Here is a 23,568-nt window from a genome sequence, read left to right as displayed (position 1 = left end):
ATCCCACGGCGGTCCCTGATCACCGGCGGCACCCTCGCGGGCGCGGGTCTAGTCGTCGGCGCGGCGGCCGGCGCCGGCACGGTGGCCGCGAGCCGCGACGCGCCGCCGGTCGCGGCCGGCCCGGCCGCTCCCGACATCGGCACCGGGACAATCCCGTTCCACGGACCGCGGCAAGCCGGGGTCACCACCGAGCCGCCCGCCCACGCGGCGTTCGTCGCCTTCACCCTGCCCGCCGGCACCGACCGGCGGGCGCTGGGCCGGATGATGCGGCTGCTCACCGACGACGCGCGCCGGCTCACCCGCGGCGAGCCGGCGCTCGGCGACACCGACGCCACCCTCGCCGTGCTCCCGGCCCGCCTGACCATCACCTTCGGCTTCGGCCCCGGCCTCTACACCGCGGCCGGGGTCAGGCCGCCGATCGCCGACCTGCCCGCCTTCCGCACGGACCGGCTCGAAAGGCGCTGGTCCGGCGGCGACCTGCTGCTGCAGATCTGCGCCGACGACCCGCTCACCGTCGCCCACGCGCAGCGCATGCTGATCAAGGACACACGTCCGTTCGCGGCGGTCCGCTGGGTGCAGACCGGCTTCCGGCGCAGCCCCGGTGCGCAGCCCGCCGGCTTCACCCAGCGCAACGTCCTCGGCCAGCTCGACGGCACCGCCAACCCCACCGGCACGGTCATGGACACCGCCGTCTGGCGGCCGGACGGCAGCACCACGCTGGTGGTCCGCCGGATCCGCGCCGAGATCGAGAAGTGGGATCTGCTCAGCGTCGCCGACAAGGAGAACGCCGTCGGCCGCCGTCTCGACAGCGGCGCGCCGTTGAGCGGCACCCGGGAGCATGACGAGCCCGACTTCACCGCGCTGAACGACGGCGGCCTTCCGGTGATGCCCGACTACGCCCACGTCACCCGGGCCCACGTCACCGACCCGGCATTGAAGATCCTGCGCCGGCCGTACAACTACGACGGCGCACCCAACGCCGCCGGGCAGCCCGACAGCGGCCTGATCTTCGCCGCCTTCCAGGCCGACATCCCCCGGCAGTACCTGCCCATCCAGCAACGCCTCGCCGAGAAGGACCTCCTCAACGAATGGATCACCCCGATCGGGTCGGCCGTCTTCGCGGTCCCGGCCGGCTGCGCCCCGGACGGCTGGGTCGGCGAGCAGGTTCTGGCATGAGGCGCCTGCTCACCGTGCTCGCGGTTCTGCTCGCCGTGCTGCTGCCCGGCGCGCCGGCCTGGGCCCACAACTCCCTTGCCGAGTCCACCCCGGCCGCCGACGCCACCCTGAGCGCCGCGCCGCGAGAGGTGCGGCTGCGCTTCCTGCAAAAGCTCAACCCCGAATTCACCACCATCGTCGTCTCGAGCGCGAGCAAGCAACGCGTGCCCATAAGCAGTCCCGCCATCGACGGGGCGACCGGCACCGTCGCCATCGCCGGGCCGTTGGCCAACGGCGCCTACACGGTCGCCTACCGAACCGTCTCGGTGGACGGCCACGCCGTGCAAGGCTCGTACAGGTTCACCGTCGCTGACCCGGCCCAGGCCCCCGCTGCCGCCGTGACCACCGCGGCCGCCCCGCCGGCCGCGACGGAATCCGCGGGCGGCGTGTCCGGGCTGGTCGTCGTCGGGCTTGCCGGGCTCGCCGTCCTTGCCGGGCTCGCCGTGGCCCTTTCCCGGCGTTTGCGCTCTCGCTCCGGTGTCACGTGACGTCCCGCCGCACCGTCGTCAACATGGCCGCTGCCGCGAACGCCACGGCGTACGCCGCAAGCGCGAGACCGGCAGCCCATTGGGTTGGGCCACTGTCGGCGGTGGGCAGATTGTCGAGAGCCGAGCCGAGGGCGAAGGGCAGCCAGTCTCGGGCGTCGCCGACGAGTTGCCCGACTATGCCCTCGATCAGGGCGATCCACGCGAGGGCGGCCGCGATCGCGCCCATCAGGTTGGTGATCAGGGCGCCGACGCCGACGCCGATGGCGCCGAACAGCGCGTTCCAGAGGACGCCGCCGACGATGGTCTGCCAGAGGTCGCCGGAGCCGATGGCCAGCGACTCTCCCTTGGCGGTCAGCCAGATGGCGGCGGCGGCCAGGGCGGTCACGGCGGCGCCGCCGCCGAAGACCAGCCCGGCGATCGAGTAGACGCCGAGCTTGGCCAGAACGACGCGGGCACGCCCCGGGGTGGTGAGGTAGGTGTCGCTGATGGTGCGATGCCGGTATTCGCCGGCGACGGCCATGATGCCGAGAACGAGGGCGAACAGCGATACCAGGCCGATGTGCGAAACAGCGGCGCGCTGGGTCTCGGTGGCGGCGATGTCGTCACGCTTGGCCATGACTCCGGAGATGCCGGCGACCACGAGCAGCTGCGCCGCGGCGAACAACAGCAGCGGCGTACGGGTGGTGAGCAGTTTGCGGATCTCGGCGCGGACCGTCATCGCTGCGCCTCCTCGGTGAGTCGCAGGAACGCGGCCTCGAGGCCGTCGGCGGTCAGCCCGTCGAGCGGCCCGGAGTAGCGGAGCCGGCCGCCGCTGATCACAATGGCCCGGTCGACGGTCTGGGCGACTTCGGCCAGGACGTGGCTGGAGATCAGCACGGTACGGCCGTCGTCCGCCAGCTGCCGCAGCAGCCCGCGGAGCCAGGCCATCCCGGCCGGGTCGAGGCCGTTGGCGGGTTCGTCGAGGATCAGCACGCCGGGGTCGCCGAGCAGCGCGCCGGCCAGTCCGAGCCGCTGGCGCATGCCCAGGGAGAAGCCACCGACGCGACGATCGGCGGCGTCGGCCAGGCCGACCTGGTCGAGGACCTCGCCGACGCGAGCGGCGGGCAGTCCCGCCCCGGTGGTGAGGACCAGCAGGTGCTGTCGGGCCGTGCGGCCGGGGTGGAAGCCGGTCGCTTCGAGCACCGCCCCGACCGTCCGGCGGGGATGAGCCAGGGCGGCGTAGGGCTTGCCGTCGATGGTCGCGGTGCCGGCGGTCGGATGGATCAGGCCGAGCAGGATGCGCAGGGTCGTGGTCTTGCCGGCGCCGTTCGGGCCGAGGAACGCGGTGATGCCGGGCGCCACTTGGAAATCGAGGTCGTGGACGGCTTCGACCGCCCCGAATCGTTTTGTCAGTCCGGTCGCTGTCACAAGGGTCATGGCCCGACTCTGTCCGAACGGGATGGTCATTCTCGTCACCCGGCGGCGGCATCTTCGGCGTACAGCATCGGCGGTATCGTGCCGGACCGCCCGCACGCCTACGGTGGGGTTCATGAAGGGCCTCGCGGACGGCGCCGTCGCCGGCGCGGTTTTCCTCGCCACCCTGCTCGGCCGGGCCGACGGCGACCACCTGCGGGACGGTCTGTCCGTACTGCTCGCCGCGGCGGCCGCGGCGCCGCTGCTGCTACGTCACCGCTTCCCGTACGCCGTCCTCGTGGTCACCACGATCGCGGCCGAGGTGTACATGTTCCGGTATCGCGGCGAGAACGGGATCCTGGCGTTGAGCGCGCCGCTGGTGGCGCTCTACACCGTCGCCGAGCATTCCGACCGCCGCCGGTCGCTGCTGCTCGGCGGCGCGGTCGTGCTGGCCATCGGCGCCTTCCACACCCTCGGCGCACCGCACCGCGTACTGGGACCGGAGAACCTGACGCTGGTCGCCCTGGGCGCGCTGGCGGTGGCGGCCGGCACCGCGGCCCGGCATCACCGGCACTACCTGGCCGAGGTCGTACGCCGCGTCGAGGAGACCGAACACAGCCGCGAGCTGGACGCCCAGCGGCGGGTCGCGGAGGAGCGGCTGCGCATCGCCCGCGACCTGCACGACAGCGTGGGCCACCAGCTCGCCCTGATCAACGTGCAGGCCGGGGTGGCGGCCCACCTGCTGACCGACCCGGCGCCCGCGGTACGCGACGCCTTGCGGCACGTCCGCGACGGCAGCCGGGCGGCGCTAGAGGACCTGCGCGACTCTGTCGGCCTGTTGCGCCAGCCCGGCGAGCCCACCGCCCCGACCGAACCCACCACCGGTCTGGACGGGCTCGACGACCTGCTCGCCTCCTTCCGTCGCACCGGCCTTCAGGTCGACGTCCGCCACGAAGGTGCTCCGCTCGCTCTCACCCGGCCGGTCGACCTCACCGCCTACCGAGTGATCCAGGAGGCCCTCACCAATGCCTGCAAGCACGCCCCGGGCGAGCCGGTGCGGATCACCATGCACTCGGGACCGGATGCGCTGACCGTCGAGGTCGAGAACGGCGGCCCTTTCGTACGCCCGGCGAGCGGCCACGGCATCATCGGCATGCGGGAACGCGTCGCGGCGGTGGGCGGCTCACTGCGAGCCGCTCCCCGGCCGGCCGGCGGTTTCCAGGTCACCGTGACGCTCCCGGCCTCGGCGGGTACGGCGTGATCCGGGTCGTGATCGCCGACGACCAGCCGGTGGTCCGTGCCGGCTTCGCCACCCTGGTGAGTTCCGCGGCCGACCTTGCGGTCGTCGGCGAGGCCCGGACCGGCGCCGAAGCCGTCACCCTGGCCCGCACGCAGTGCGCCGACGTCGTGTTGATGGACATCCGGATGCCCGAACTCGACGGCCTCGGCGCTACCCGCCAGATCACCGCGGACGACGACCTGGCCGGCGTTCACGTGCTCATCCTGACCACGTTCGAGATCGACGAGTACGTCTTCGCGGCCCTGCGCAGCGGCGCCAGCGGCTTCCTCGGCAAGAGCGCGGAGCCGGAACAACTCCTCGACGCCATCCGCATAGTCCACCGCGGCGACGCCTTGCTCACCCCGGCCGCCACCCGCAGCCTCATCGCCCGCTTCCTCGCCCGCCCCGAGCCGGCCCTGCTGGTGCAGCCGGCCCGGCTCGCCGATCTGACCCTCCGCGAACGCGAGATCCTGGCCCTGGTCGGCCGTGGCCTGTCCAACGACGAAATCGCCGAGCACCTGACGGTCAGCCCGCACACGGTCAAGACCCACGTCAACCGGACCATGGCCAAGCTCGGCGCGCACGACCGCGCGCAGCTGGTGGTCATCGCCTACGAGACCGGTCTGATCGCGCCGCCGCCCACGGACAGGGCACGTTGACCTCTGCCGAGCCGGCCGACCGTGTGATGAGCCGGGCGACGTGGTCCTGGCTTCGGCGAAGGCAGGCGGCTTGTCGGTGGGCGCAACGCCGACAACCGCGGCTCCTGGGTCGCGGACGCCCCGGCCGGCGTGGCCGGGGGGAGAGAAGGACGGCCGGACCGGGACCACCGGGGACTACCGGAGACGGCTGTCGGGTTCGATGCGAGCGTGCATACCGTTGACAAGATCGGTCTGGTGGAGCGTGTGGGTGGCCGGTCGACCGGCCTCGGCCACGGGGGAAGGGGCCTGGCGAGAGTCGAGGTGCGCCCAGCATGGCCCGAGCCCGTACCGACAGGTTCCATCCGGTCAATGTGCTCGCCGCCATCGAGCGGCTGACCGAGGTCGACCAACAGGTGTTGCGGCTGGTCGCCGAGCACGAGGCAATGAGCACCGAACAACTGGCCGCTACGTGCTTCCCGAACCCGGCTCGCGTCGGCGACGCGGCCATCCGGTTGCGCTATCTGGCGACTCGGGCGCTGCTGGCCGGCTTCCCGCATCCTGGAACCCATCCGGCGGGGCTGGCCGCAGATCACCTCAACGATCGGCTGCCCGCCGGGCTGCCGAGCCCGGTACCCGCGCGCTGGGGCGAGCCGGCGGCGACCGCGGGCGTCATGTGGTGGGCGCCGCCCCGGACCGTGACGCCGCCCCAGAGCGACATCATCGAGCCGGCCATGCAGGGCGGCCACCACTCGCGGACCAGCTCGGGTGCGGCGTCCGGGTCGTCGGCCGGCTCGACCGCGACGATCTCGTGGAAGAACGGGTGAAATGCGTCGGCCCGTGGAACGACGCCCCCGATCGCGGTGATGAACCGGCGGTAGTCGGCGGGCGGGAGCGGGCGGCGCTCCGCCGACGGCTGTGACGAGACGACCAGCAACTCGGCGGCGCGGCTGATGGCGTAGAGCTCCCCACCGGCGTACTCCCGCGTGGCCTGAACCAGCCCGCGGGTCCACGCGTCCTCGGGAAAGATCATGGCTCGCTCCTGACGCCGTACGCGAAGGTCTTTTGATTTTGGCCGGTCTTCCGCAAAGCTGCGTTCAGGTCTTGTCCGCCCGCGGTCGGGCGTGGACGCCTAGCGTCCGAGTGTTGATCCGCGGAAGCTTTTGGAGGTCGGGAGTGTCCCGTGCCCTATTCCGGCGCGGCGCCATCGGGGCGTTGTCGCTGTCCATAGTGGGTGTTGCCTGTTCGATCAACGGCACGCCCGCGCTCGCCAACCCGGCCGGCACCGGCCTGGTGATCAGCGAGGCCTACGTCAACGGTGGCTCGGCCGGTGCCAGCTACACCAACAAGTTCATCGAGCTCTACAACCCCACGGACGCGGCGATCTCGCTGTCCGGGGACACGTTGCAGTACCGGGCGCCGGCCAGCACGGTCGTGCCCAGCGGGTCGCAGGTGTTCGCGCTGACCGGGTCGGTGGCGGCACATGACCACTTCCTGATCCAGCTGCCGAGCAACGGGGCGAACGGCGCGGCCCTGCCGCCCGCCGACCTCAGCACCGGCAGCAGCGTCAACCCGGGCGCGGCGGGCGGGACGCTGTTCCTCGCCGCCAGCGCGACGGGCGTGCTGCCGACCGACGCCGCGGTCATCGACAAGATCGGCTGGGGCACGAGCAACTCGCCGGAGGGGACCGCGCCCAGCGGGAACTCGGTCGTGCTGAGCTACCAGCGTTCGGCTGCCGGCGCTGACACCGACAACAACGCCGCTGACTTCCAGGTCGCCGCTCCGACGCCGACCGCTGCCGACAAATCGGGCGTTGTCGTGGTAAATCCAGGCACGCAGAACGCGACCGCTGGGACCGCGATCGCACCGTTGACCTTGAGCGCGAGCGGCGGAACGGCACCCTATGCCTGGGCCGCAACCGGATTGCCGATCGGTCTGGATATTTCCGAATCGGGGGTCATTTCGGGCACCCCGACCGCCGCCGGCACATCCACGGTGAGTGTCACGGCTACTGACGCGAGCGGGGTCAGCGGCGACGCAACCTTCAGCTTCGTCGTCGCCGCGGCTGCCGTGGTCCTGCCGATCGCCGAGATCCAGGGCACAAACACCGATATTTCACCGTACGTGAACCAGAACGTGATCACCGAGGGCGTCGTCACCGCGGCCTACCCCACCGGCGGCTTCAGCGGATTCTTCGTGGAGACCGGCGGCGCCGACACCACGCCCGGCGCGTCGGACGGCGTGTTCGTCTTCGGCTCGATCTCGGCCGCGCAGGTCGCGATCGGCGACAGCGTCCGGGTGGCCGGCAAGGTCGCCGAGTTCCAGGGCGAAACCGAGATCACCAGCCCGTCGGTGACCAAGCTGGACACCGCGCTGCCGGCCGTCCAGCCGCGCGCGCTCCCGTGGTCCGAGCTGGACACCAATGCCGAGAAGGAGGCCCACGAGGGCGAGCTGGTCACGCCGCAGGGCACGTTCACCGTCTCGGACAACTACGACACCAACTGGTACGGGTCGTTCACGCTCGCCGCCGGTGACACGCCGCTGCGGCAGCCGACCGACGCCGCCGGGGCCGGCAGTTCCGCCGCGTACGCGGTGGCCGCCGACAACGCGGCCCGCATGGTCACCCTCGACGACGGCTCGAGCACCAACTACTCGAGCGCCGCCAACACGGGCAAGCCGCTGCCGTGGCTGACCCCGGACAACCCGGCCAGCGTCGGCTCGAAGGTGAGCTTCCACCAGCCGGTGGTCCTCGAGTACCGCTTCTCGCTCTGGAACTTCCAGCCACGCCAGCAGGTCACCGACGACGGCTCGGCGGTCGCGACGTTCAGCGACACCCGCACCGGCAACCAGCACCCGCGCTCGTTCGCCGGCGCCAGCCTCGCCACGTTCAACGTGGAGAACTACTTCCCGATGACCGGGGAGAAGTACGAGGCGGCGGGCTTCGGCACCTGCACCTACTACAACGACCGCGAGGGCAACCACATCGGTGTCAACACCTGCACCGGTAGTGGGCCGCGCGGCGCCGCGAACGACGTCAGCTTCGCCCGCCAGCAGGCGAAGATCGTCACCGGGATCAACCGGCTGAACGCCGGCGTGGTGTCGCTGGAGGAGGTCGAGAACTCGGCCTGGTTCAACCAGCCGCGGGACACCGCCCTGGCCGGCCTGGTCGACGCGCTCAACGCCGCGGCGGGTTCCGCGATCTGGGCGTACGTCCCCTCGCCGTCCGCCGACAAGCTGCCGCCGCTCGCCGACCAGGACGTGATCCGTACGGCGTTCATCTACAAGCCGGCCGAGGTCGCCCTGGTCGGGTCGTCGCAGGTGCTCACCACCGCGTCGGGTCCCGGGCAGTCGTTCTCGATCGCGCGTGAGCCGCTGGCGCAGGGCTTCAAGAAGGTGGGCGCGACGGACGCCGACGCGTTCGTGGTCGTGGCCAACCACTGGAAGTCGAAGGGCTCCGGCACCCCGCTGTACCCCGGCGACGAGGAGGACACGTCGTCTCCCGCCGTCGACCAGGGCGCGTTCAACGCCACCCGGGTGCACGAGGCGCAGGACACCATCGCGTTCGCGTCGTCGGTCGCCGCCGGTCTCAAGACGAATCGCATCTTCATGGTGGGTGACTTCAACTCGTACACCCACGAGGACCCGATGGAGACCCTCTACGCGGCGGGCTACTCCGACCTGGGCAGCGTCTACGACCCGGCGGAGCAGACCTACTCGTTCAACGGCCTAGAGGGCTCGCTCGACCACATCGTCGCGAACGCCGGCGCCCGCGCCATGGTGACCGGGGCGGATGTCTGGCAGATCAACGCCCAAGAGGCCATCGCGTACGCCTACAGCCGCTACAACTACAACGCAACGTTGCTCTTCAACGGCAGCGACCCGTTCGCCGCCTCCGACCACGACCCGGTGATCGCCGGCCTGACCCTCCCGTCGGCCCCCGCCTGGAACAAGGCGAAGATCTACAACACCGGCGACCTGGTCTACTACAACGGTTCCACCTGGCGCGCCCTGTGGTGGACCCTCAACCAGAAGCCCGGCGACCCGTGGGGCCCGTGGGAGGAGATCCTCACCACCCAGGACGGCACCGCGGTCTGGACGGCGTCCCGCATCTTCCAGGCCGGTGACGTGGTGTCCTACCAGGGCAAGAAGTACAAGGCCCAGTGGTGGACCCGCAACCAGAAGCCAGGGGACCCCTGGGGCCCCTGGAAGCTGATCGGCTAAGGGTTCTGACACAAAGAGGGGCCGCCCCGGCGACTGGGTGGCCCCTCTTTTATGTGGTCCTAGAGCGACCGCTGGTGGGTGCGGTAGGCGCGAGCGGCCAGCCAGGCCATCAGCAGCGCCAGGGCCGTCAGCAGTGCCACCCGGTTGAGGACCAGTCCCCAATCCGGGGTGGTGCTCAGTGCCTCGCGGCTGGCCACCGCCGCCCAGTCGACGGGGTTGAAGCGGGCCGCCTGGGCCACCCAGTCGGGCATGAGGGCGGGGGCGATCATGATGGAGGACAGGAACGCCAGCGGCAGCACCAGGAACTGGGAGACGGCGATGAGTGCCTCCTGCTGGTGCACCAGCAGCGCGATGGCGTTGGACAAGCCCGCGAAGATGGTGGCGATCAGGACCGCGCAGGCCAGCATGACCAGCAGGCCGGGGGCGCCGCCGGGGTAGCGGGCGCCGGCCGCGAGGCCGGCGCCGAACATGATCAGCGACTGGACGACGGTGACCAGCGCCTGGTGGGTCAGGCCCGCGGTGACCAGGGCGGAGCGGCGGATCGGGGAGGTCAGGGTGCGGTCCATGACGCCGCGCTCCATGTCCTGCACGATCGCCGTGCCGCTCCAGCCGGCGGACATCATGGCGGTCATGACGACCACGCCGGGAGTGAGGTAGTCGAGGTAGTTGCCGCCGAAGCCGGGCAGTTCGGCGACGCGGCGGAAGAGCTGGCCGAACAGCAGCAGCCAGACCAGCGGCTGGACCAGGGTGAACATCAGGTACGCGGGCTGACGGGACAGGGTGCGCAGCGAGCGGCCGGTCAGCAGGCGGGCGTGGGTCAGCGCGAGCGTCACAGCAGCACCGCCTCGCGGCCGGCGCCGATGCGGTCGGCCTCACCGAAGCTGCGGCCGGCGTGATGCAGGTACACGTCGTCGAGTGACGGGCGGGCGACGCCGACCGAGGCCAGCTCGATGCCGGCGGCGTCCAAGTTGGCCAGCACCCCGGGCAGCACGGCCGCGCCGTTCGAGACGCGAGCCTGCAGCGCCCCGCCCTCGGCGACGACGGCGCCCACCCCGGGGATCGAGCCGAGGACGCCGCGCGCGCGGTCGGCGTCGGACTGGCGTACCAGGGCCGCTCGGATGGTGTCGCCACCCAGGGCGGTTTTGAGCTGGTCGGGGGTGCCGGCCGCGACCACCCGGCCGGCGTCCACGATGGCCAGTCGCGCGGCCAGGTGGTCGGCCTCCTCCAGGTAGTGGGTGGTCAGCAGCACGGTCAGCCCGTCCTGACGGGCCAGCCGGGCGATCTCGTCCCACAGCTCCCGGCGCGCTTCCGGGTCGAGGCCGGTGGTGGGCTCGTCGAGGAAGAGCACCCGCGGCCGGTGCATGAGGCCCATGGCCACGTCGAGCTTGCGTTGCATGCCGCCGGACCAGGTGCCGGCCAGCCGGCGGCCGGGCTCGGTCAGGTCGAACCGCTCCAGCAGGCCGGCCGCACGCGACCGGGCGTCCCGCGCCGAAGCACCGTGGATGCGACCCTGGAGGACCAGGTTCTCGAGGCCGGTGGCGACCGGATCGAAGCCCGGCTTCTGCGACACGTACCCGATCAGTTGCCGGACTTTCTCCGGCTGCTGTACCACGTCGATGCCGTGTACGCGGGCCTGACCGGTGTCCGGCCGGCTGAGTGTGGTGAGGATCCGCACGGTGGTCGACTTTCCGGCGCCGTTGGGGCCGAGCAGGCCGAAGACGGTGCCGGGTTCGACGGTGAAGCTCAGGTCGGTCAGGGCATGGACCGCTTTCGCGGCCTTGCCGTACGTCTTTCCCAACTCCACCGCCTCGATGGCGGGCGCCGAGATGGGCATGGTGCTCTCCTTCCGTGGAACGGCCGGTGAGCTACCGTGTTGGCTGCAGGGCACTGACGGCAGGCCGGCCGAGGTCGACTGGTCCGGGGTGTCGATCCGTGGTCGTGGTGTTGGCGCACCACGACCACGGTCTATTTGTCGGTCACGAACAGCATGCGGGCGACCGTGATCATCATGACCACGACGCCGCCGACGATGGCGAGCCACGACCACAGCCAGCCCACGGTCAGGGTCAGCAGGACGAACACGGCGATCGCGATCAGCCAGATCACCAGGGTGTAGATGCCGAACCGGGCGGCGGCCGAGGGGTCCTCGGTGAAGCGGTTGCCGACGTCGGCGTGCGACTCCGCCATGCGCATCACCCACTGCTTGTGCCGGTTGGTCTGGGTGGCGCCGAGGTAGCTCAGGATCCCGACACCCGCGACCAGCGGCACCGCGCCGGCGAAGACCCACGCGAGATCGGCCCCGCGCAGGTAGAGCCAGCCGCAGCCGAGGCCCGCCAGGACCAGCAGCGTCCCCACGCCGTAGCCGGCGGCGCGGCCGGTGGGCATCGGGTGGTTGCTCGTGGTCTCCTGGCGCAGGGCGTCGGCGGTGATCGCGCCGCCGGCCACGGCGACGGCAAGCGCCGCGACGGCCTCGCCGGCCAGGGGGACGCCGCCGGCCGTGGCGGCGAGCGCGAGTACGGCGAGGCCGGTGACGCCGACCGCCGACAGGATCACCGTGCGCAGGACGAAGACCGGACGAGGGCGGACCCGGAGCACTGTGCTCGTGGCGTACGCGGAAGTCTTTGTCTCGTCGATGAGCGTGCGAATGTCACCAAGCTCTTCCATCGCGCGGCGCGCGGCGGCGCTGCCGGAAACTCCCTCGGCGTGCAGCTCGGCCGTGCGGGCGACCAGATTGGCGCGGACCTCCTCCTTCAGATCCTGCCGCTCGGGGGTCATCTCGATGCCGGCGAACGCCTCGTCGAGCAGGCGGTGGACGTCGGCGATGTCGCTGGGATTGGTCACGATGATCGCCCTCCGGGGGCCGAGTCCAGGTCGAGAAGGGTGTCGATGAGGTCGCGGGTGAGCGCCCAGGCCGCGACGTTGCGGCGGTAGACGGCGCGGCCGGCGTCGGTGATCCGGTAGTACTTGCGCCGGCCGCCCTGGCTCTCGTCACCCCAGTAGGCCTCGATGAGGCCGTCCTTCACCAGGCGGCGATACGTGGCGTACAGGGTGGCCTCTTTGATCTCGTGCCGGCCACCCGTGGCGTCCCGGATCCGTTTGAAGATCTCGAATCCGTAGCGGTCGTCGTCGCGCAGCACCGCCAGCACGATCGTGTCGGTGTGGCCACGCAGCAGGTCGGCCGCGAGGACGTCTTCGGACGTTTCCTCAATCACGACAGCTACTGTATCAGGAACAGTACCTGACGCGGTATAGCCGCCCGGCGTCTTACGGCAGCGGGGCGAGCATCAGCGAGAGATCGCGCATCGCCTCATAGAGGCGGGCCTTGGCCACAGCAGGGGCGAGGCCGAGCTCTTGCGCGGCCTCGCCCATCGTCCGGCGACGGAAGTACGTCGCGACGAGAATCTCCCGGTGCTGAGCCGGGAGGCTTTGCAGCATCAGTTCCGTCGGCGAGGTCGGCATCCTTGGCACTCTGGCCAGGGCCGCCTCGCAACTCCAGTGCGCACCTGCGGCGTATTCGCCCGATTACCGACGGATGGTCGCCCAGGCTCCGAACATCGGCGGCCCCAGCACGCAGCCGTCCGCGGCGAGCGTCTCGCCCAGCAGCCGGTCGGCCAGGGTGGGTGGGTCGACTTCGGCGCGGGTGGCCACGCCGTGCAACTCCATCAGCGGCACCGTCGCCGCGATCACGTTGGCCCAGGCCCACGCCGGCGCCGCCGGCCCGCCCGCGACGAACAGCTCGACCAGGAGCTCCGGGTCCGGCAGCCCGGCGACCCGGAACATGGTGAACAACGCCGGCCCCAGCCGCCGTTCGATGCCGGCCTTCTCCAGCGCGGCCAGGAAGTAGCCGTGAGCCTGCGCCCAGGTCGGGGTCAGCGGGCCGGCCGGCGCATACGTCAGATCGGCTTCGTGGACGCAGATCAGCCCGCCGGGTCGCAGCCGCGACGCGGCCCGGCGCAGCGCCTCGACCGGATCGGGCAGATACATCAGCACCAGCCGGCCGACCACCGCGTCGAAGTCGCTCTCGATCCCGTCCAGCGTTTGCACGTCGCCGACCCGATACTCCACGTTGGCCGCGTCGGTCCGCCGCCGGGCCAACTCGACCGCCGCCGGGTCACGTTCCACACCGACCACCGCGCCGCCCGGGCCGACCAGGTCGGCGGCCAGTCGGGCCACGTTGCCGGCGCCGCTTCCCAGATCGAGCACCCGCATGCCCGCCACCAGCCCGGCCCGCTCGAGCAGTCGTCGCGTGAGCGGATCGAACACCTGGCCCTGGGCGACGAGCCGCTGGTCCTCGGCAACCCGGTCCTCGAATGGATAGATCATCGCCATCACCCTCTTCTCCGGTTTCAAGCCAGGGTGAGGGCGGCCGGCGCCCGGTGTCGTTGGGTCAGCGCGCAGACGTGTTCACAACCCGTGCGAACCTGCGGTACTCCGCCGGTGGCACGCCATGCGCGGTGCGGAAGGCCCGGCTGAAGTCGGCGGCGCTGGCGAAGCCCCACCGGGTCGCGATGGCCGCCACCGGGTGGGCGTCCAGGCCCGGATCGGCCAGGTCGCGCCGGCACCGCTCCAGGCGCCGCGACCGGATCCAGCCGGCCACGGTCATTCCCTCGTCGTGGAACAGCTGGTGCAACGACCGCAACGACATGTGGTGGTGCGCGGCGACGCCGGCCGGGCTTAGCTGCGGATCGCCGAGGTGCTGCTGGATGAAGCCCTGAACGGTGACCAGCAGGGCGTGCCGGCGGGCCTCGGGCGTGCCCCAGTCGCTGACCTCCAACTCCCGGGCCAGCCGGGTGGCGAGGATCTCGAGCGCGGCGGTGGACAGCCGGGCGGCCTCCGCCGGGGTGCAGTACTCGACGTTGCGGGCCAGCTGGAGCAGGAACTGGGCGGTCAGGTCGCCCATGCCCGCGGTCGCCGGGATCCGCACCGCGGTCAGATGTTTGCGGCCGCTCGGCGACAGCGGCAACAACGACGGCGGAAACATGAAGGTCATCACCCGGGTCGGCCGCTCGTCGACACCACAGGAGACCTCGTACGGCCGGCGGGTGTCATAGAAGGCGAACTCCCCGACCGACAACCGCGCCTGCCGGCCACCCTGATCGACCACCGAGGCGCCGCCGCCACAGACGAGGAAGAGCTTGAGCATGTTGGGATCGGTGTGCGAGATCAGCTCGGTGGTCCGGCGCACCGTGATCGGCATGATGTCGAGCACCACGACCTGCATCGGGCCGAGGCCGCTGGCCCGGAACTCGCCGCGGTAGTCGGGCGGGCAGCGGCCGCCGCACTCCATCGGCACCCACAACGTGCTGGTCAACCCCTGGATGAAGTCGAACCGGTCGGCGGGCGGCACTTCGGTGGTTGTGACAAGCGTGCTCATGGCTCCTCCACCACGGAGAAGGCTCTGAGCGTACGCCGATGAGGCGCCCGGAAAGGACGCCTACCGGACAGCACCTGACGGCGCCAAGCAAAGCATGAGCCTGAGACCAGCGAAGACAGGGTACGGCGAGCTTGGCGACGACTGCGGTTTTGCAGGAGCGAGGGCGTGATCAGCGGGCGTGGCGCCGGCGGTCACGAACAGCGCGGTGACGGACATCAGCCTTGGCCCAGGCCACGCCCTGGTCGATGCCGCGCGTCAACTGCTGCGGATGGGTCAGCGGTCAGAGGTCGTGCCAGGGGTGCGGGCGGGCGGGCTCGGCGACGAGGGGCGCGTCGAAGGCCTCGAACGGGTCGGCGGCGAAGATCGGGGTTGCGGTGGTGTCGTCGGCGAAGACGGGGGTTGCGGTGGTGTCGCCGGCGACTACCGGGATGGCGTCGGAGTCGGCTGGGCGGGGCTGGGCCCAGAGCGGCTGGCGGGAAGGTGGGGCCCACGTGAGTGAGGGCTGGGCGCCGCCGGCGAGCGCGTGGCGGGCGCGCTGCGGCGGCACCCAGATCGGGGGCGGGCCCCACCAGATGATCCGCTCGGCGTGGCTGGCGGGGGCCAGCGGCGGCAGGGGTGAACGGGGGACGGCGCGAGGAGCGGCGGGGCGGGCCGCGGCGGGACGAGCCGCCGCGGGGGTGGGGGCGGCGGGGAGTTGGGGGCGGGTCGCGGGGGCGGGCAGGGCCTGCTGGGCCAGCTCGGCGGCCTCGACGGCGGCTTTGTTGGCGGGGGCGGTGGCCAGGATGACGGCCATGACGATGGTGGTGGCGCCGGCGGCGAGGGCGACCATGCTCCACCCGGGACGAATGGCGTCGCCCAGGAAGAGGAAGGCCACGGCGGAGGGCGCGGTCACCTCGGCGATCCAGTGGACCGCGGTGACCGGGCCGACCTGGCCGCCGCGGAGAGCGTTCGCATACAGCATCATGCCGCTCACGCCGAAGATGACCAGGGCGGCGATCAGCGGGTCGGTGAGGATGGTGAGGACGGCCGAGCGGACGCTCGACATCATGTCGTCGGGGAAGGCCAGGGCCCGGCCGACCAGGGCGGCGCCGCCCAGGCAGAGGCCCGCGAAGCAGGCGACCACGCCGGGCGGGCCCCACTTGGTGGCGCCCCAGCCGAGCAGGGCGACCGAGACGGCGGCGCCGCAGAGCCACAGGCGCAGGCCGGTGGAGGGCGGGACGTCCTCTTGCGGGCCGGCCGACATGGCCAGCGCGGTGAGGGCGGCGATCGAGATGGCGACCGCGACGACGTCGACCGCGCGCAGGCGGGACTTGAGCACGACCCGGGCGGCCACGACGGTGATCGCGAGGGAGCCGGCCAGCACCGACTCGACCAGGTAGACCGCGAGCTGGCTGAGCGCGACCATCGCGCAGGACCAGGCGACCAGATCGAGCAGCACACCGACCACATAGATGGGCTGGCCGAACGACTTGACCGTGCTGGCGGCCCGGCGCGCGCCGACGGCCTGGAGGATCGACGCCGTCCCGTAGCAGAACGCGCCGAAGATCGTGATTGCCAACATGACCCAGCCCGTGGTGGTCATGAGAGCCACCCGGCTTCATAACTCTGGGTATATTGAGCAATCACGCTCTGATGATATGCATCGAATCCCCTAGATCGGAACAGCTACGAGGATCTGACCCGCATAGGTTTCCGCCTGCACCGCCGTCACGTCGGCGGGCGGCATCAGCGCGGCGCCGTCCAGGGTGGTCGAACCGGACTCCGACGCGAGCCAGCTGCCGGCCGGCTCGCGGGCGCCGTCGGCGGCCACGACGAAGAGCCGGCACTGCTCCCCCGCCGGCACGCCGGTCACCGTCGCGTTGACCCGCACCCAGCCGGCCGCCGGCTTGACCGTCGCGCGCATCGACACCCCGGTCGCGATGTTGGTGGCCGCGCCGGTGCGCGCGCCGGGCGCGGCCGAGGTGGCGGCCACGACGGGCGACTCCGACGAAGTGATGCGGCCGATCACCGCGCCCGCACCGAGCGCCACGGCCGCGAAGGCGATCACCACGGCCGCGACCAGGAGGCGGGTGCGCCGGACCTCGCGGCGGCCGAGCCGGCGCACCTCGTGCAGCGTGCGCTGCAGCAACAGGTCGCCGTCGGGCGGCGGGCCCTCGAGGAACGCCTCCGGCGGGATCTCGCCCAGCCCCGCCTCCATCCCGCGCAGGTCGTCGACCTCGCGCCGGCACACCGGGCAGCCGTCGAGATGCGACTGCACCACGGCCTGCTCGTCGCGGTCGAGGACGCCGAGGACGTACGCCCCGAGCAGGTCGGTCTCGTGCTCGCTCACCCCGCCACCGCCTCCCGGAGCCGCCGCAGCGCGTGGTAGCTGCGGGCCTTCACCTGCCCGGCCGGCACGCCGAGCGACTCGGAGGCCTCGGCGACGTCGCAGCCCTGGAAGTAGAGCGCCCGCAGCACGTCGCGGTGCTCGGGCTCGAGCGCCTCCATCGCGCCGAGCAGGGCCATGGCGTCGGGTTCCCCCAAAACGCCGGCGAGGTCGCGCACGATCGCGAACAGCCGCGCGCGGGCCGGACCGTCGAGGACAGTGGGGTCGCGCCAGGCGGCCAGGAGCGCTTGCCGCGCCACGGCCTCGCCGCGGACGCGATCGCCGGCCAGCCGGGACGCGTACGCCAGCAGCGCCGCACCGTGCTCCTCGTAGATCCGCCGGACCAGCACCTCGTCGGCGCGACCCCGGCGGCTCACTCCCCCACCCGCAGCACCGAGATGGTGTCGTCGGCGCCGTTGGAGACGAAGGCGAGCCGTCCGTCCGGCGACACCGCGACCGTACGAGGGCTGTGCCCGACCTTGACCGTGGCGGTGAGCTGACCGGTGCGGCCGTTCAGCACGGAGATCGTGTCATCGCCCTCGTTCACCACGTACGCGTGCTCGCCGTCGGCCGCGAACGCCACGCTCTGCGGCTGCCTGCCGACCTTGAACGGCCCGGTCTCCTTGAGCGTCACCGTGTCGATCAGGTTGGCCGCGTTCGCCTCGTAGCCGGCGACCAGCACCCGCCGCCCGTCCGGCGAGACGGCGAGGCTGTGCGGCGCCTTGCTGACCGGGATCGCCTTGAGGAACTTGTCGGACTTCGTGTCGACGACCGCGACCGCGTTGGACTCGTGGTTGGCCGTGAACGCCCGCTGCTGGTCGCTGGAGAAGCCGACAGCGTGCGGGTTGCGTGGCAGGTTGATCCGCTTTTCCTCGACCCCACCGGTGGACGAGTAGATCTCGACCCGGCCGCTGGAGTGGATGGGCACCCAGAGCTTGCCGGTCGGCCCGACCGCCAGGGCGTAGGGCTGCTTTCCGGTGTCGAGGTAGTGGTGGATCTCGCCGGCGGCGTCGAGCACGGCCACGCCGCTGCCGGAAAGGTCGTTCTCGTACATCGACGCGAAGACCAGGCGGCCGTCGCGGGAGACGGCGACGAACCGCGGGGTGTTGCGCAGCTTCATGCTCGTCGCCTTGCGGCTGGCCGCGTCCACCACGGACAACGCCTTCTCGCCCTGGTTGGCCACGTACACGGTTTTGCTGTCGGGCGAGACCGCGATGCCCTCGGGCTCGTTGCCGACCTTGATCGTGCCGATCACGGCGGGCTTGGCGACGCTGGATATCCGGTTGGCGAGCGCCTCGCGGGTGATCGTGGTGGCCGGCGCGGGGGCGTCGCCGGTGGCGGCGGTCGCGGCTTCCAGGGCCGGCGCCGAGGTGGGCGGCGGCTGGGCGATCGCGTTCTGCGCGCCGCCGCCTTCCCGGTCGCTGACCAGCGCCCAGGCGACGCCGACGCCGCCCAGCAGCACCAGCGCGGTGAGCCCGGCGACCAGCGCCACGGCGCCGGCCGGGCTGCGGCGCTCGCGCGGCGGTGGCAGCACGGTGACCCGCGGCGGCCCGTACGTCGACAGGCCGTCGACCGCTCGCATCTGCGCCTCGACGCCAGTCCGGGTCATCGGCGCCGCGGCCATCAGCACCTGGCCGGTGACCCGCACCTCGCCCCAGCCCGCGGGCCCGCGCACGGTGACCGACCCGTCGAGCCACTCGGACCGCGGCTGCCAGAGGATGCGCAGCTGCTGGCCGGCGAGCATGGCCCGCAACCCCGGACCCGAGACGGTCACGGTGGCGGTCGCGGTGGCCAGCGGCGGCCCGTCGACCAGCACGTCGGCGACCACGCGCGGGGTGCCCGGCGCGATCTGTCCGAAGTCGACCCGGTCGGGGCGCAGGCGGATGGCGGTGCGCTCGAGAGCGGTGGCGGCCGCGGCCGAGACGCTGCGGCTGTCGTCCTGGGTGAGACCCTCGAGGGCGCGGCGCGCGGCAGAGGCCATGCCGAGATCGGCGCCGGCCGCGATCCGGGCCAGCTCGTCCACCGCCGTGAGACGAGCCTCCCGGATCGGGCTGTCGATCTCGGTCAACACATGCGTCGGCAGGCCTAGATCACTCATAGTGTCCCCGCGATCATCATGTAGTGATGGGGATCAGCGTAATCTATTTCATCAGCGCCGCGACCCCGTCGAGGAGCCGGGCCAACCCGAACTCGAAGGCCCGCGCCGGATCGCTCGCCGCGTTGTACTCGGCGCCGGCCGCCGAGCCGACCCGGGACGCGGTCGGCGTCGCGGCCGGGTCGATCACTTTCTCGAGGGCCGGGGCGGCCTGCTCCCACCACTGTTCGTCGCTGAGCCCGGTGCGCTGCTCGACGAGGGTCGCCGCCACCGCGGTCCGCGCTGCCCCGTGCACGTAGTCGGCGACCATCTGCACAACCAGGTCCATCTCGATGTCGCCGAGCCCGATCCCGTCGACGGCCCGCAGGTCGCGGTCGTACTTCGCGATCACGTTGGGACCGAGCGGCGGGCGGGCGGGCGCAACCTGCAGCAGCCACGGATGGCGCAGGTAGAGGGCGAAGTTGTCCCGGGCAACCCGCTCGAGTCGTTCACGCCAGTCGTCGCCGCCCACCTCACCGGAGGCCTGAACCGTGTCGAACATCAGGTCGATGAGCTCGGCCTTGCCCGGCACGTAGGTATAGAGCGACATCGGGCTCACGCCGAGCCGATCGGCGACCTTGCGCATGGAGAGCGCACCGAGCCCGTCGGCGTCGGCGATCGCGATGGCGGCGAGAGCCACCTCGGCGACGGTGAAGCGGGGCTTGGGGCCGGGGCGTGCGGCGTCTCGCACGCCCCAGAGCAGCTCGATCGTGCGTCGCGGGTCGCCGCCACCGGTGAAGTCGGTCGTCACCCTTTACAGCGTACGGAGTCGGGCTATACTCAACGAACTCCGTACGCCGTAAGGAGATAGGTAATGATCTTCGCCGAGGCACTCACCAGGCGATTCGGCTCCACCACGGCCCTCGACGGGTTCGATCTCGAGGTGCCGGCCGGCACGATCCACGGACTGCTCGGGCCCAACGGCGCCGGCAAGACCACCGCCGTCCGCATCCTCACCACGCTGCTGCGACCCGACTCCGGCCGGGCCGAGGTCGGCGGGCACGACGTCGTGCGCGAGTCCGACCGGGTGCGCGCCCGGATCGGGCTGGTCGGCCAGCAGGCCGCGGTCGACGAGCAGCTGTCCGGCCGGCAGAACCTCGAGATGTTCGGCCGGCTGCACCACCTGGGCGGCGCCAAGGCCCGCGCCCGCGCCACCCACCTGCTGGAGCGCTTCGACCTCACCGACGCCGCCGACCGGTCCGCCGGGAAGTACTCGGGCGGCATGCGCCGGCGGCTCGACCTCGCGACCGGCCTGATCACCGACCCGGCCGTGCTCTTCCTCGACGAGCCCACCGCCGGCCTCGACCCGCGCGCCCGCAACGAGGTGTGGCGCACCATCCGCGCGCTGGCCGCCGACGGCACCACCGTGCTGCTCACCACGCAGTACCTGGAGGAGGCCGACCAGCTCGCCGACGCGCTCGCCGTGATCGACCACGGCCGGGTCGTGGCGGCCGGCACGTCCGACGAGCTCAAGGGCCGGCTCGGCGAGGACCACCTGGACGTCGTGGTGCGCGATCCGGCACAACTCGACGAGTTAATCATGATCGTGCAAAGAATGGGCGCGCCGAAGACGGACCCCGACCGGCGGCTGGTCAGCGTCCCGGTGCGCGACCGGGTCGCGGCCCTGACCGCGGTCGCCCAGCAACTCCGGGAGAGCGGGATCGACGCCGAGGACATCGGCGTGCGCCGCCCCACCCTCGACGAGGTGTTTCTTTCGCTGACAGAAAAGAGTGCGACGTGACGGCGTACTGGATGATCTCGGACAGCTGGACCCTCACCCGCCGCACGCTGCTGCACTGGCGCAACCAACCGGGGCTTTTGGCCTTGGATCTGGTCTTCCCCGTGATGGTGCTGCTGATGTTCGCCTACCTGTTCGGCGGCGCCATGATCGTGCCGGGCGGCGGCGACTACCGCGAGTTCCTGCTGCCCGGGATGTTCACGCTGACCATGGCTTTCGGGCTGGAGGGCACCTACACCGCGGTGGCCGCCGACGCGCAGCGCGGGGTCACCGACCGCTTCCGCACGATGCCGATCTCGGCGGCCTCGGTGGTGACCGGGCGCAGCGTGGCCGACATGATCAACGCCGCGGTGGGCCTGGTGGCGCTGATCGCCTGCGGGCTCGCGATCGGCTGGCGCTGGCACAACGGCGCCGTCGACGCGCTGCTCGCGGTGGGCCTGTTGCTGCTGCTGCGGTTCGCGCTGCTGTGGCTGGGCATCTGGCTGGCGCTGGCGGCCGGCAAGCCCGAGACGCTGATGGCCCTGCAGATCCTGGTGTGGCCGCTCGGCTTCCTCTCCAGCGTTTTCACCTCGCCCGACACGATGCCCGGCTGGCTCGGCACGATCGCCGAGTGGAATCCGCTGTCGGCCACCGCCGACGCGACCCGGCAACTCTTCGGCAATCCGGGATCGGAGGGGCCGATCTGGCCGGCGGCGGTGTGGCCGCTCGTCCTGCTCGCCGTGTTCGTGCCATTGGCGATACGTCGTTACCGGCGTCTGACCTGACCGTATTGCCAAGTCTCGCGGACCGGGAACCTTGAGGCGGCTCTCAACCTATTTTGAGAATCCGCTCCTACAGTCGAAAGATGCAGAGCGTCGGCGATCGTCCGGTGATGGCGGTGCTCCCGGCGGAGGGTGCCGACAAACCGGAAGAAAAGCCCCAAAAACCGGATCTGCGCCGAAAGCTGCTGATCGCCGCGGTCCTCGTCTGGGCCGTGGCGATCACCGCTGTAGTGATCTTCCGAGGCGGCGACAGTGCTCCGGCCCCCGCGGCAAACAGGCCGAGTGCCGCGCCGTCCCCATCGGACGCGCCACTCACGACCGGTCAGGTCTACCAGACCGTGCTGCCCTCGCTGGTCTCCATCCGCTCGACCGGCAAGACCACGTCGAACTCGCCGGCCAAGAGCATGGCCGAGTCCGCGACCGGCACCGGCGTGATCGCGAACGCGGACGGCACCATCCTCACGGCCAACCACGTGATCGAGGGCGCCGTGGCTATCCAGGTGACCTACACCGACGGCACCACGTCGGCGGCCGAGGTCAAGAGCGCCGACCCCAAGCAGGACATCGCCACGCTGACCCCGGCCAAGCTGCCCGAGACGCTGGTGCCGGCCACCCTCGGCGGCGGGCTGACCGTGGGCGACGACGTGGTGGCGATGGGCAACCCGCTCGGGCTGACCGCGAGCACCACCAGCGGCGTCGTCTCCGGCCTCGACCGCGTGATGTCCCGCGAGGAGGGCGGCGACATCAGCGGGCTCATCCAGTTCGACGCGGCGGTCAACCCGGGCTCCTCGGGCGGGCCGCTGATCAACGACCGCGGGCAGGTGGCCGGGATCGTGGTGGCGCTGGCCAACCCGACCGACGCGGGCACCTTCATCGGCATCGGCTTCGCCGTTCCCATCGGCGCGGCCCTCGGCGGCGGCCAAGGGGACGGCCGCACGCCTCCCCTGTAGCGAAGGACGGACTGCATGAACTGGAGTGACCAGGCGGCCCCGGCCGCCTCGGCCGGCCCGATCGAGAAGGTGCTCTACGAGGTCAAGAAGACCATCGTGGGGCAGGACCTGCTGCTCGAGCGGCTGATCGTGGCGCTGCTGGCCCGCGGCCACATCCTGGTCGAGGGCGTGCCCGGCCTGGCCAAGACGCTCGCCGTGAAGTCGCTCGCGCAGGCCATCGGCGGCGACTTCCACCGGGTGCAGTTCACCCCCGACCTGGTGCCGGCCGACATCGTGGGCACCCGCGTCTACCACCAGCCGACCGGCGAGTTCCAGGTGCAGCTCGGCCCGGTCTTCACCAACCTGCTGCTGGCCGACGAGATCAACCGGGCGCCGGCCAAGGTGCAGAGCGCGCTGCTCGAGGTCATGCAGGAGCGGCAGGTCACGATCGGCCGCGAGACCCACAAGGTGCCCAACCCGTTCCTGGTCATGGCCACCCAGAACCCGATCGAGAACGAGGGCGTCTATCCGCTCCCGGAAGCGCAGGTCGACCGCTTCATGATGAAGGTGCTGGTCGGCTACCCGAGCGCGACCGAGGAGTTCGTCGTGGTCGAGCGGGCGCTGATGCCGCCCGCGATCATTCAGCGCATCATCGACCCGGAGACGTTGGTGGGGCTTCAGCAGGCGGCGGATCAGGTGTACGTCGACCCGTCGCTGATCGAGTTCGCCGTGCAGCTCGCCCACGCCAGCCGCGAGCCGGCCCGGGTCGGCCTCAGCGACCTCGCCCGCTACGTCACCTTCGGCGCGAGCCCCCGCTCGTCGATCAGCCTGGTGCTGGCCGCCCGGGCGCTGGCCTACATCCGCGGTAGGGAATACGTGGTGCCCGAGGACCTCAGCGACCTGGCCCTCGACGTGCTGCGGCACCGGCTGGTGCTCTCCTACGAGGCGCTCTCCGACGAGGTCACCCCCGACATGGTCCTCTCCAAGATCCTGGCGAACCTGCCGGTCCCCGAGCCGGCCGGCAGGGGCCGCTAGCC

General features: G+C 71.7%; 24 protein-coding genes. 9 read left to right on the top strand and 15 right to left on the bottom strand.

Annotated features, from left to right (window positions below; all coding sequences use genetic code 11):
* Both ACQPZX_RS06600 and ACQPZX_RS06595 read left to right on the top strand, forming a co-directional pair.
* The gene (locus tag ACQPZX_RS06600; RefSeq protein WP_433385058.1) at positions 1 to 1,176 is read left to right on the top strand and encodes a Dyp-type peroxidase; all 1,176 of its coding nucleotides are present in this window, start codon (positions 1 to 3) and stop codon (positions 1,174 to 1,176) included.
* Positions 1,173 to 1,703 (top strand): copper resistance CopC family protein, encoded by a 531-nt coding sequence (locus ACQPZX_RS06595; protein ID WP_433375777.1) that lies wholly within the window; start codon positions 1,173 to 1,175, stop codon positions 1,701 to 1,703. The genes ACQPZX_RS06600 and ACQPZX_RS06595 overlap by 4 nt, the downstream gene beginning before the upstream one ends.
* On the opposite strand, the gene ACQPZX_RS06590 is transcribed toward ACQPZX_RS06595, so the two are convergent.
* Positions 1,696 to 2,421, bottom strand: a complete 726-nt coding sequence (locus tag ACQPZX_RS06590) for a hypothetical protein (protein ID WP_433375774.1) — start codon at positions 2,419 to 2,421, stop codon at positions 1,696 to 1,698. The two genes, ACQPZX_RS06595 and ACQPZX_RS06590, sit on opposite strands and share 8 nt — an antisense overlap.
* The gene (locus ACQPZX_RS06585) at positions 2,418 to 3,119 is read right to left on the bottom strand and encodes an ABC transporter ATP-binding protein (RefSeq protein WP_433375771.1); all 702 of its coding nucleotides are present in this window, start codon (positions 3,117 to 3,119) and stop codon (positions 2,418 to 2,420) included. The genes ACQPZX_RS06590 and ACQPZX_RS06585 overlap by 4 nt, the downstream gene beginning before the upstream one ends.
* 112 nt (positions 3,120 to 3,231) lie before the next feature.
* On the opposite strand from ACQPZX_RS06585, the gene ACQPZX_RS06580 reads away from it, so the two are divergent.
* A complete protein-coding gene (locus ACQPZX_RS06580) occupies positions 3,232 to 4,356 on the top strand; it encodes a sensor histidine kinase (RefSeq protein ID WP_433375768.1) in 1,125 nt (374 codons plus the stop codon).
* A complete protein-coding gene (locus tag ACQPZX_RS06575; protein WP_433375765.1) occupies positions 4,353 to 5,033 on the top strand; it encodes a response regulator transcription factor in 681 nt (226 codons plus the stop codon). The genes ACQPZX_RS06580 and ACQPZX_RS06575 overlap by 4 nt, the downstream gene beginning before the upstream one ends.
* Positions 5,034 to 5,601: 568 nt before the next feature.
* On the opposite strand, the gene ACQPZX_RS06570 is transcribed toward ACQPZX_RS06575, so the two are convergent.
* Positions 5,602 to 6,042, bottom strand: a complete 441-nt coding sequence (locus ACQPZX_RS06570; protein ID WP_433375762.1) for a hypothetical protein — start codon at positions 6,040 to 6,042, stop codon at positions 5,602 to 5,604.
* 143 nt (positions 6,043 to 6,185) lie between these two features.
* Here ACQPZX_RS06570 and ACQPZX_RS06565 point away from each other — a divergent pair, with 143 nt between their 5' ends.
* Positions 6,186 to 9,230, top strand: a complete 3,045-nt coding sequence (locus tag ACQPZX_RS06565) for an ExeM/NucH family extracellular endonuclease (RefSeq protein ID WP_433375760.1) — start codon at positions 6,186 to 6,188, stop codon at positions 9,228 to 9,230.
* Positions 9,231 to 9,289: 59 nt separating this feature from the next.
* Here the strand turns inward: ACQPZX_RS06565 and ACQPZX_RS06560 are convergent, their stop codons facing one another.
* From ACQPZX_RS06560 to ACQPZX_RS06505, 12 genes are all read right to left on the bottom strand, one after another.
* Positions 9,290 to 10,063, bottom strand: coding sequence for an ABC transporter permease (locus ACQPZX_RS06560; protein ID WP_433375758.1), 774 nt, complete (start codon positions 10,061 to 10,063; stop codon positions 9,290 to 9,292).
* Positions 10,060 to 11,064, bottom strand: coding sequence for an ATP-binding cassette domain-containing protein (locus ACQPZX_RS06555; RefSeq protein WP_433375756.1), 1,005 nt, complete (start codon positions 11,062 to 11,064; stop codon positions 10,060 to 10,062). Before ACQPZX_RS06555 ends, ACQPZX_RS06560 begins: the two co-directional genes overlap by 4 nt.
* Before the next feature lie 131 nt (positions 11,065 to 11,195).
* A complete protein-coding gene (locus tag ACQPZX_RS06550) occupies positions 11,196 to 12,071 on the bottom strand; it encodes a permease prefix domain 1-containing protein (protein WP_433375755.1) in 876 nt (291 codons plus the stop codon).
* Entirely contained in the window at positions 12,068 to 12,442 is a 375-nt protein-coding gene (locus ACQPZX_RS06545; RefSeq protein WP_433375753.1) for a PadR family transcriptional regulator, read from the bottom strand. Before ACQPZX_RS06545 ends, ACQPZX_RS06550 begins: the two co-directional genes overlap by 4 nt.
* A gap of 52 nt (positions 12,443 to 12,494) precedes the next feature.
* Positions 12,495 to 12,689 carry a sigma factor-like helix-turn-helix DNA-binding protein gene (locus ACQPZX_RS06540; protein ID WP_433375750.1) on the bottom strand — a complete coding sequence of 65 codons (195 nt, stop codon included), beginning with the start codon at positions 12,687 to 12,689 and terminating at the stop codon, positions 12,495 to 12,497.
* Positions 12,690 to 12,752: 63 nt separating this feature from the next.
* Complete coding sequence (locus ACQPZX_RS06535) at positions 12,753 to 13,553, bottom strand: class I SAM-dependent methyltransferase (RefSeq protein WP_433375747.1); 801 nt, start codon at positions 13,551 to 13,553, stop codon at positions 12,753 to 12,755.
* A gap of 64 nt (positions 13,554 to 13,617) precedes the next feature.
* Positions 13,618 to 14,604, bottom strand: a complete 987-nt coding sequence (locus ACQPZX_RS06530) for a helix-turn-helix domain-containing protein (protein ID WP_433375744.1) — start codon at positions 14,602 to 14,604, stop codon at positions 13,618 to 13,620.
* A 280-nt stretch (positions 14,605 to 14,884) separates the two neighbouring features.
* The gene (locus tag ACQPZX_RS06525; protein WP_433375742.1) at positions 14,885 to 16,186 is read right to left on the bottom strand and encodes a hypothetical protein; all 1,302 of its coding nucleotides are present in this window, start codon (positions 16,184 to 16,186) and stop codon (positions 14,885 to 14,887) included.
* A gap of 69 nt (positions 16,187 to 16,255) precedes the next feature.
* Positions 16,256 to 16,933 carry an anti-sigma factor family protein gene (locus ACQPZX_RS06520; protein WP_433375739.1) on the bottom strand — a complete coding sequence of 226 codons (678 nt, stop codon included), beginning with the start codon at positions 16,931 to 16,933 and terminating at the stop codon, positions 16,256 to 16,258.
* Complete coding sequence (locus ACQPZX_RS06515; RefSeq protein WP_433375737.1) at positions 16,930 to 17,346, bottom strand: sigma factor-like helix-turn-helix DNA-binding protein; 417 nt, start codon at positions 17,344 to 17,346, stop codon at positions 16,930 to 16,932. Before ACQPZX_RS06515 ends, ACQPZX_RS06520 begins: the two co-directional genes overlap by 4 nt.
* Positions 17,343 to 19,067, bottom strand: a complete 1,725-nt coding sequence (locus tag ACQPZX_RS06510) for a beta-propeller fold lactonase family protein (protein ID WP_433375734.1) — start codon at positions 19,065 to 19,067, stop codon at positions 17,343 to 17,345. The genes ACQPZX_RS06515 and ACQPZX_RS06510 overlap by 4 nt, the downstream gene beginning before the upstream one ends.
* Before the next feature lie 43 nt (positions 19,068 to 19,110).
* A complete protein-coding gene (locus ACQPZX_RS06505; protein ID WP_433375732.1) occupies positions 19,111 to 19,854 on the bottom strand; it encodes a TetR/AcrR family transcriptional regulator in 744 nt (247 codons plus the stop codon).
* Positions 19,855 to 19,917: 63 nt separating this feature from the next.
* Here ACQPZX_RS06505 and ACQPZX_RS06500 point away from each other — a divergent pair, with 63 nt between their 5' ends.
* From ACQPZX_RS06500 to ACQPZX_RS06485, 4 genes are all read left to right on the top strand, one after another.
* Complete coding sequence (locus ACQPZX_RS06500; protein ID WP_433375729.1) at positions 19,918 to 20,844, top strand: ATP-binding cassette domain-containing protein; 927 nt, start codon at positions 19,918 to 19,920, stop codon at positions 20,842 to 20,844.
* Positions 20,841 to 21,605: an ABC transporter permease gene (locus ACQPZX_RS06495; protein ID WP_433375726.1), complete on the top strand. Its 765-nt coding sequence runs from the start codon at positions 20,841 to 20,843 to the stop codon at positions 21,603 to 21,605. Before ACQPZX_RS06500 ends, ACQPZX_RS06495 begins: the two co-directional genes overlap by 4 nt.
* A gap of 80 nt (positions 21,606 to 21,685) precedes the next feature.
* Positions 21,686 to 22,552, top strand: coding sequence for a S1C family serine protease (locus ACQPZX_RS06490; protein WP_433375723.1), 867 nt, complete (start codon positions 21,686 to 21,688; stop codon positions 22,550 to 22,552).
* 15 nt (positions 22,553 to 22,567) lie between these two features.
* A complete protein-coding gene (locus ACQPZX_RS06485; RefSeq protein WP_433375720.1) occupies positions 22,568 to 23,566 on the top strand; it encodes an AAA family ATPase in 999 nt (332 codons plus the stop codon).
* Positions 23,567 to 23,568 lie beyond the last annotated feature (2 nt).

The organism is Actinoplanes sp. CA-142083 (assembly GCF_050942195.1).
Classification (GTDB): Bacteria; Actinomycetota; Actinomycetes; order Mycobacteriales; family Micromonosporaceae; genus Actinoplanes.
Note: the sequence above shows the minus strand (reverse complement) of the source record. Positions and strands in the feature narration are given on the sequence as shown.